The organism is uncultured Planktomarina sp. (genome assembly GCA_943788425.1).
Taxonomy (GTDB): domain Bacteria; phylum Pseudomonadota; class Alphaproteobacteria; order Rhodobacterales; family Rhodobacteraceae; genus Planktomarina.
The window spans coordinates 83949-91125 of sequence record CALSQF010000012.1 but is presented as its reverse complement, the minus strand read 5'-3'; the positions used below and the strand labels follow the sequence as shown (position 1 = coordinate 91125).

The window sequence follows — 7177 nt, the reverse complement described above, 5'->3', positions numbered from 1 at the left end:
GGCCGCGACTATGGCTCGAACAGGCTCTGATTTGGCCGCAAGCCACCGGCGCGCTTTATTTGGGCGCGCCGCTGTCGATCAAATCTGCATCTTCCCAAGAAATTTCACGCCCGCGGAGCTTTTTGGCCGAGCGCCTGAGGCGGAAATCTTCCCGGATACGACGCCCCTCTGCGGTCCATCCGCCGGCCCGTAGGGCCATCGCCGCGCCATAAGCCCCCGAGACCATCCAGATCCGCAGCGCCAGCATAGCAGGGGTGAAGACCAACGTCAGCAAGGTGGCAATTCCGAGACCAAAGACAACGGCCGTGGCCAGCTGTTTCCACCACAGAGCCGTCGGTGCATCGACGGTATAACCCCCGCCGATGAAATCTAGGCTGAGGCCGAACATCATAGGTGTGAGCCCGGCCATCGTCGTGATGGTGGTGAGCAAAACCGGACGAATACGCGCCTCTGCCGTGCGGATGATGGCCTCTAGCCGCGGCATGTAGGAGCTATATTCTTGATAAGTGTCAATCAAAACAATGTTGTTGTTGACCACAATCCCCGCCAAAGCCACAATCCCTGTGCCGGTCATGATGATTGAAAAGGCTTGATCCATAACCAACATCCCAATCAGCACGCCCGTTGTAGATAAGACCACCGCCAGGAGAACCAAAACCGAGTTATAGATGGAATTGAATTGTGCCAGCAGGATGATGAACATCAGGCCCAAGGCGCCCAAAAAGGCGTTTTGCAAAAAGGCGCCACTTTCAGCTTCGTCTTCCTGATCTCCGGTCCATTCCCATTCAATACCCGCGGGCAGTGGGCTGCTTTGAAGCCAAGAGGTGATTTCCTCAATCCGTTCTGCGGGGGTCATTTTTACCTCGCGGGGCACGCCCGCATCATTTGTGACGGTTTTTACAGCATCGCTGCGCACCCCGGCCTTAACGTCGAAATAGCGTTGTTGATCGACGCGCGTGATCTGCCCCAATTTGGCAACAGGCTTGCGGGAGATGAAATTGGACAGAGGGATCAGCCCATTTGGCGTGCGTACTTTCAGCGTATCAAGCGTAGACAAAACGCGGTCAGTTTCAGGCAAACGCACGCGGATATCGATTTCTTCATCTGAGCTATCCACACGCATGGTGTCGAGCAAAATGCCCCGTGTGACCAATTGCACCATGGCGCCGACCGTCGCCACATCGGCCCCATAGCGCCCGGCTTCCTGCACATCCACATCAATTTGCCAGTCGATACCGGGCAGGGGCAGGGTGTCTTCAACGGCGATCAATCCTTCGGTCTGCTCGAATTTTGTCCGCGCCAGGGCTGTGGCCTGTAATAGGCTGTCCCAATCGTCACCTTTGAGCCGCAGATGCACGGGTTTGGCCGATGCCGGCCCCATGGCAAGGTTGAGGATTTGACTGCGCACGCCGGCTATGCCGTCGAGTTGCTCTTGCAAATTGTTCAGCACCAAATTTCCATCATATCCATCCTCTATCTGGGAAGAGGTCCAGGGGATGAAGCCAAAAATTTTGCTATTTGATTTCTGCGATGGGCGATCCCCCCAGGGGATCAATTCGATCTGCGCTTGCCCTATGGTGTCGAGTGGTGCGCCCGCCCCGCCCGTATTGGCGTTCAACCCGCCTTCTCCCGCAAAGGCGAAAGTGCTTTGCACGCCGGGGGTGTTGATAATGATGTCTTCCGCCTGTTTCAGTAAGTGATCTTTTTCTCGCAGCGATAGATTGCCACGCGCCTGTATATAGACAATGGCTTGCTCTGGCTCTGTCGCGACAAAAAATTCGACGCCTTTGTTGTTTTGGCCAAAATATTGGAAGGTGGTGATAACGAAGAAAACCACCGCAGCCAAAGAGACGACGGGCATGACCGGGTTACCGGTGATGAACTTGATGAAATAGCCAAAGGCCGTGCGCTGATGCCCCCCCTTGACCCGCGCTTTGTTTGCGCGAAATTCAACTGAGCCCATGACGATCGAAGCGACAACGGCGCCACATAAAAACAATCCGATGCCAAGCGCGGTCCCGCCAAGACCTTCGGGGGCTTGCCCGCCGAAGAGATAACCAGGGTTGAGCAGCTGCATTGCGCCAACAAACAGCCCATAGAGAGCGAAGGGGACCAAAACGGCGCGGACCACGAGGGGCAGGCGGCGCAGGCTGTCAGAGGCCGCGCCGAATTTTTGGCTCAACGCGCCAGAAACGCCGCCCAAAACGGGCAGGTAGATCAACGCGACGACCAGCGAAGCGGAGAGTACAAAAATCAATGTGACCGGCAACATGCCCATAAATTGCCCCGGCACGCCCGGCCAAAAGAGCATTGGCAAGAAGGCACAAAGGGTCGTGGCGGTGGAGGAAACAATCGGCCAGAACATGCGTTTGGCTGCATCGCCATAGGCCTGCATTGGCCCGGCGCCCTCAGAAATGCGTTTATCGGCGTATTCGACAACCACAATGGCCCCATCGACCAACATCCCCACAGCCAAAATCAGCCCGAACATGACGATGTTTGAAATCGAAATTCCCATAACCGCCAGAAAGGCAAAGCAAAGCAAAAACGAGGTGGGAATGGCAAACCCCACCAAAAAGGCGGGACGCGGGCCCAGCGCAGCCAGAACCACAATCATCACCAGGGCGATGGCAGTGAGGACTGAGCCTTCCAGCTGTTTGACCATACTGTCCACATTCCGCGATTGATCGTTGGAGGTGCTGACTTGGATGGCATTTTGCAGCTCGACGGGCCAAAGCGCAGTTTGTTTTGCCACTTCGTCGCGAACCAGATCAGCCGTGTCGATCAGGTTGAAGCCTTTGCGCTTGACGACCTGAATGGCGACGGTGGTTTCGCCATTAAAGCGGGCCGTGCCGGTGCGATCGGCGAAGGTCAGGCGAATGTCGGCGATATCGCCGAGGGTCACAACCCGGTCACCATTGATCTTGACCGGCAGAGTGTAAACGTCGACAGGCGCGTCAAAGGAAGAGGGGATCTTAACCGAAAAGTTGGAGTTTTCTGTGTCAACAGAGCCGGCGGGGATCAGTTGGTTGTTGTTGACCACCACGCCAATCAGTTCGCCCGCCGTCACATTATAGGACTCCAACTTTAATGGGTCGATCAAAACTTCCAACATCTCGTCGCGGTGCCCGGTCAACCCGGCGCTCAAAACTGGTTCAAGCCCTTCAATCCGATCCTGAAGATCCTGCGCAACCTTCAGCAGTGTGCGCTCAGGTACGGATCCCGACAGGGAGATGATGATGATCGGAAATTCGGAGAAGTTAAACTCACTGATCGAATAGGTATCGCCGCCATTGGGGAATTTGGTTTGCGCATTGCCCATGCGGTCGCGCACATCGGCGATGATTTTGGTCTTATCCCACCCAAACTCAAACTCCAAAACGACGTTGGCATAGCCATCCACAGCCGTGGCGGTTAACTTTTTGAGCCCATCCAAATCCGACAGTTCTGTTTCCATTGGCTTGATGAGGAGTTTTTCGCTGTCTTCCGCTGAAATGCCTTGAAATGGCATCGAAATGATAAGAGCGGGGATTTCAATATCTGGTTCGCCTTCCTTGGGCAAAACCGCATAGGCAAAGGTGCCCACCGCTAACGACAGCATAATGAAAGCCAGCACCATGCGAGCGCGGGCTATGGCCCAATCGACCAAACCGGTCATTGTGTTGCCTCCGCAATGGTGGGATCGACGATCACCCCATCTGTAACAAACTCTTGGCCAACAACAATTACATTCGCCTCACGCGGCAGTCCGGCAACCCAAACCCCTTGCGCGGTGTCGCGGATCAAGGTGACTGGGACGAAGCGCACAGTATTGGCATCGCCCAATATCCGAAGCCCCAAAGTGCCATTGTCATTCAGGGTTAAAGCGGAGCCTGGCAAAAGATGCGCCAGCGTGCCTTGGGCCGAAATTGTAATATCCGCGGTTTGCCCGGCGCTGACGCTTAGATCTTCATTGGGGACGGTGACCTCTATTTGGAATGTGCGCGTGACCCTATCGGCTGAGCGCGAAATGAAGCTCACCTCTCCAAAAATCTTGCGTCCATCCACCAATCGCGCTTCCGCCTTGGCGCCGATTTTCACATGTTGCACTGCCATTTCTGGTACAAATCCCACAAGTTTAATCGGATCGAGCTGTAAAACCGTGGCGCAAAGACCGCCAGGCTGCAAAAGACTGCCCAACTCGGCCGTGTCCGATTCCAAAATGCCATCGAAAGAGGCGCGTATGACCAGACGTGAAATTTCTTTTTGCGCTAAAGCGACCGCAGCTTCGGCTGACTGGATGCCGGCGAGCGTTGATTGCAAACCCGACTGCGCCGCAGCCACGCCAGCGTGGGCGGTTTGCGTCGCCGCTGTGGCGCTGGCCACACGCGACTCAGAGGCAAAGCCGCCCTGTGACAGTTTCTCAGCTGCCCGATCATTGATTAAGGCCTCTTGCAAACGGGCCTCGGCCTCGATGACGCGGGCCTCCGCTTCGGGCACCCGCGCGCGTGACTCGGCCAAACGTGCTTCCGTTTCTGCTAAGGACACGCCTCGCGTGCCGGGGTCAATTTCACACATTGGTTGATCGGCCCGCACAGTGGCCCCCTTGCGCAGAGGTCGAGAGATGATGCGGCCGCTGGTTTCTGCGCGCAAATCGACCTGGCGTGTCGCGCGCGTCTCGCCGCGGACGGTTACGGCGCTGTCGACATTCTGTGCGATGGAGGGCAAAATCGCCACTGATACAATCGGTGCGCTGTTTTGGGAGGGGGCCGCTGTGGATTCCGCCTCGGTAGCCGGCTGGGCCGCCATTTCGGGCGTCTCGCGTTCATCGGTGCCAAAGCTCAGCAGAAAATCTCTTTGAAAAACGAACAAGTATATGACTGCGGCTACCAAAATGGCTGTCAAAATTGGAAAAATGCGCATGCGTGCCTCTCGTGCCGGGAATTTATTAGCGGTTCCGTTCGTGCCGCTTATCTATGCCAATTTTGCTGAGGCACAAGGGAGCCAGTGTGAAATATGCGCTGAAAATCAGCGAAATGGGCGGCATATCCGAGTATTATTCACATGTTTAACAATTCTTAACCTTCAAAGGGCTTGTGGGATACGGATGGTTTTGCCTATACATCGTGAAAATAGATAGAGGCTGGCAGATGTCTAATACCGATAGTTTTATTGACGAAGTCACAGAAGAGGTGCGCCGGGATCGCTTGTTTGGCTATTTTCGTCGCTACAGCTGGATTCCTGCGGTTGTGATCGTCGCCCTTGTGGGAGGCACTGCCTATAACGAATGGTCCAAAGCGCAAGTGGCACAGGTGGCCCAGGCGCGCGGTGATGCTTTGCTGGACGCTTTGGAGCTTGAAGATCTGGCCGAACGTAAGGTGGCTTTGAATGCAATGGCCCGTGAGGGCGAGGATGCGCTTGTGGCCAAATTGTTGGCGGCGGGCGTTGATGCAGAGCAGGCAGCGGATCAGCTCAAATCGGTCGCCAATGACGACACGCAGCCCCAATACATCCGAGATGTCGCCCGCTTGAAAATGGCCAGCACAGACGGTGCTGTCTCTGTCGAAGAGGCGGCGGTGATCCTTGTGGAGTTGTCCGAGCCTGGTGGGCTTTATCGCAATGTGGCGACGGAACTTTTGGCGGCGCTGGAGTTGCAGCGCGGCGATACAGAAGCTGCGCTGGCGCTTTTACAAGCCCATATCAAAGATGCCGATGCAAGTTCGGAGCAAATCCAGCGCATGGCGGAATTAATCGTGGCTCTTGGGGCAATCCCGGAGTTGGCAAATTAAACTTTTTCTATTAATGTTTTGTTAAAATAATAACAAAGCTGAATTCGGCAAATCGGAGCAGGAGACACGCATGGGATTAAAAGCCGTGCTCTATATCGGACTTTTGGGCTTGGGCGTCGGGTGCTCCAACAGCGATCCGCGTTTGCAAGGGGAGCGTCAACTGCTTGATGGCACGGTTTTTGTGGAAACCGACGCGCGCTTTTTGGCGGAAAACCTGCCTGATTTGAGATTGCCGCAACCGCAACCTGTGCCAGCTTGGACCCATCAAGGTGGCAACGCTCAACATATTGCCACGCATGCAGAGCTGCCCGCAGAGCTGACATTGCGCTGGTCGCGCCAGATTGGTGCGGGAGATGCCAAACGCCATCAAATTTCCGCCGCACCTGTGGCGCAGGCCGGGCAGCTGTATACGATTGACAGCCAATCGATGGTAACAGCGCTTGATGAGACCGGTAGCATTCTTTGGCAGACGAAACTTGGGCGCTCATCTGATCAGTTGACAGATGCCTCCGGTGGTGGGTTGGCTGTGCGTGGAACGCAGCTCTTCGTCACGACGGGGTTTGGCACGGTTGTCGCCTTGGACACCGCGTCCGGTGCTCAGCTTTGGTCTCAAGATCTGGCAAGCTATGGTGGCGCTTCTCCAACCGTCTATGAAGATTTACTCTATATCGCGGCCCGAGATGGAGCGGCTTGGGCCATTGATACCACCAATGGCCGGACAGAGTGGCAACTCGCCGGTCCGACGGTTGCGGCCAGTCACACCGGTGGGCCGGGACCGGCCGTTTCGGACAAATATGCAGTCTTTCCTTTTGGCTCGGGCGATGTATTGGCCTCCTTCCGCAGGGGTGGGCTGAGGTCCTGGAGCTCTGGTCTTTCCGGGGCTCGCTTGGGCCTGGCCTCAACGCAGGTGAGAGATTTGACAGGCCAACCGGTTATTGAGGGCGCATCTGTCTATTTGGCCAGTTCCGTGGGCCGCATGGCGGCGGTCGATCTCAACTCGGGGCTGCGGATTTGGACCGCAAAACAGGGCAGTCAAGGTCATATTCTCGTAGCCGGTAGCGCAGTTTTCGCAGTCAGTGATGCCAGTAACTTGATCCGCCTTTCCAAAGATGACGGGACATTGATCTGGTCCACACCTTTGCCAGAATTCACGAAAAAGCGCGTGAAATCCCGTGCAAAAATTCATGCCCACTATGGTCCAATCTTGGCGGGGGGGCGTTTGATCTTAGCGTCATCTGATGGGCTTATCCGGCAGTTTAACCCGGCTGATGGGACGTTAGTCTCGACGGTCGAATTGCCTGGTGGTGCGGCCAGTGCGCCGATAGTTGTGAATGGCGCGCTCTACGTTTTAAATACCAAAGGTGATCTACTGGCTTTCCGTTGAACAAAACTTGGTGTAACGGTCGCCT

Annotated in this window: 4 protein-coding genes; 2 read left to right on the top strand and 2 right to left on the bottom strand. The window is 55.6% G+C overall.

Annotated elements, in window-relative coordinates; translation table 11 throughout:
• Window positions 1–55 precede the first annotated feature (55 nt).
• Complete coding sequence (locus tag ABLW18_RS11150; protein WP_347824879.1) at window positions 56–3658, bottom strand: efflux RND transporter permease subunit; 3603 nt, start codon at window positions 3656–3658, stop codon at window positions 56–58.
• Complete coding sequence (locus tag ABLW18_RS11145) at window positions 3655–4902, bottom strand: efflux RND transporter periplasmic adaptor subunit (RefSeq protein ID WP_347824878.1); 1248 nt, start codon at window positions 4900–4902, stop codon at window positions 3655–3657. Before ABLW18_RS11145 ends, ABLW18_RS11150 begins: the two co-directional genes overlap by 4 nt.
• A gap of 227 nt (window positions 4903–5129) precedes the next feature.
• Between ABLW18_RS11145 and ABLW18_RS11140 the strand changes: the two genes are divergently transcribed.
• Together ABLW18_RS11140 and ABLW18_RS11135 are read left to right on the top strand one after the other, a co-directional pair.
• Window positions 5130–5768, top strand: a complete 639-nt coding sequence (locus ABLW18_RS11140; protein WP_347824877.1) for a hypothetical protein — start codon at window positions 5130–5132, stop codon at window positions 5766–5768.
• A gap of 70 nt (window positions 5769–5838) precedes the next feature.
• The gene (locus ABLW18_RS11135; protein ID WP_347824876.1) at window positions 5839–7152 is read left to right on the top strand and encodes a PQQ-binding-like beta-propeller repeat protein; all 1314 of its coding nucleotides are present in this window, start codon (window positions 5839–5841) and stop codon (window positions 7150–7152) included.
• The last annotated feature ends 25 nt before the right edge of the window (window positions 7153–7177 follow it).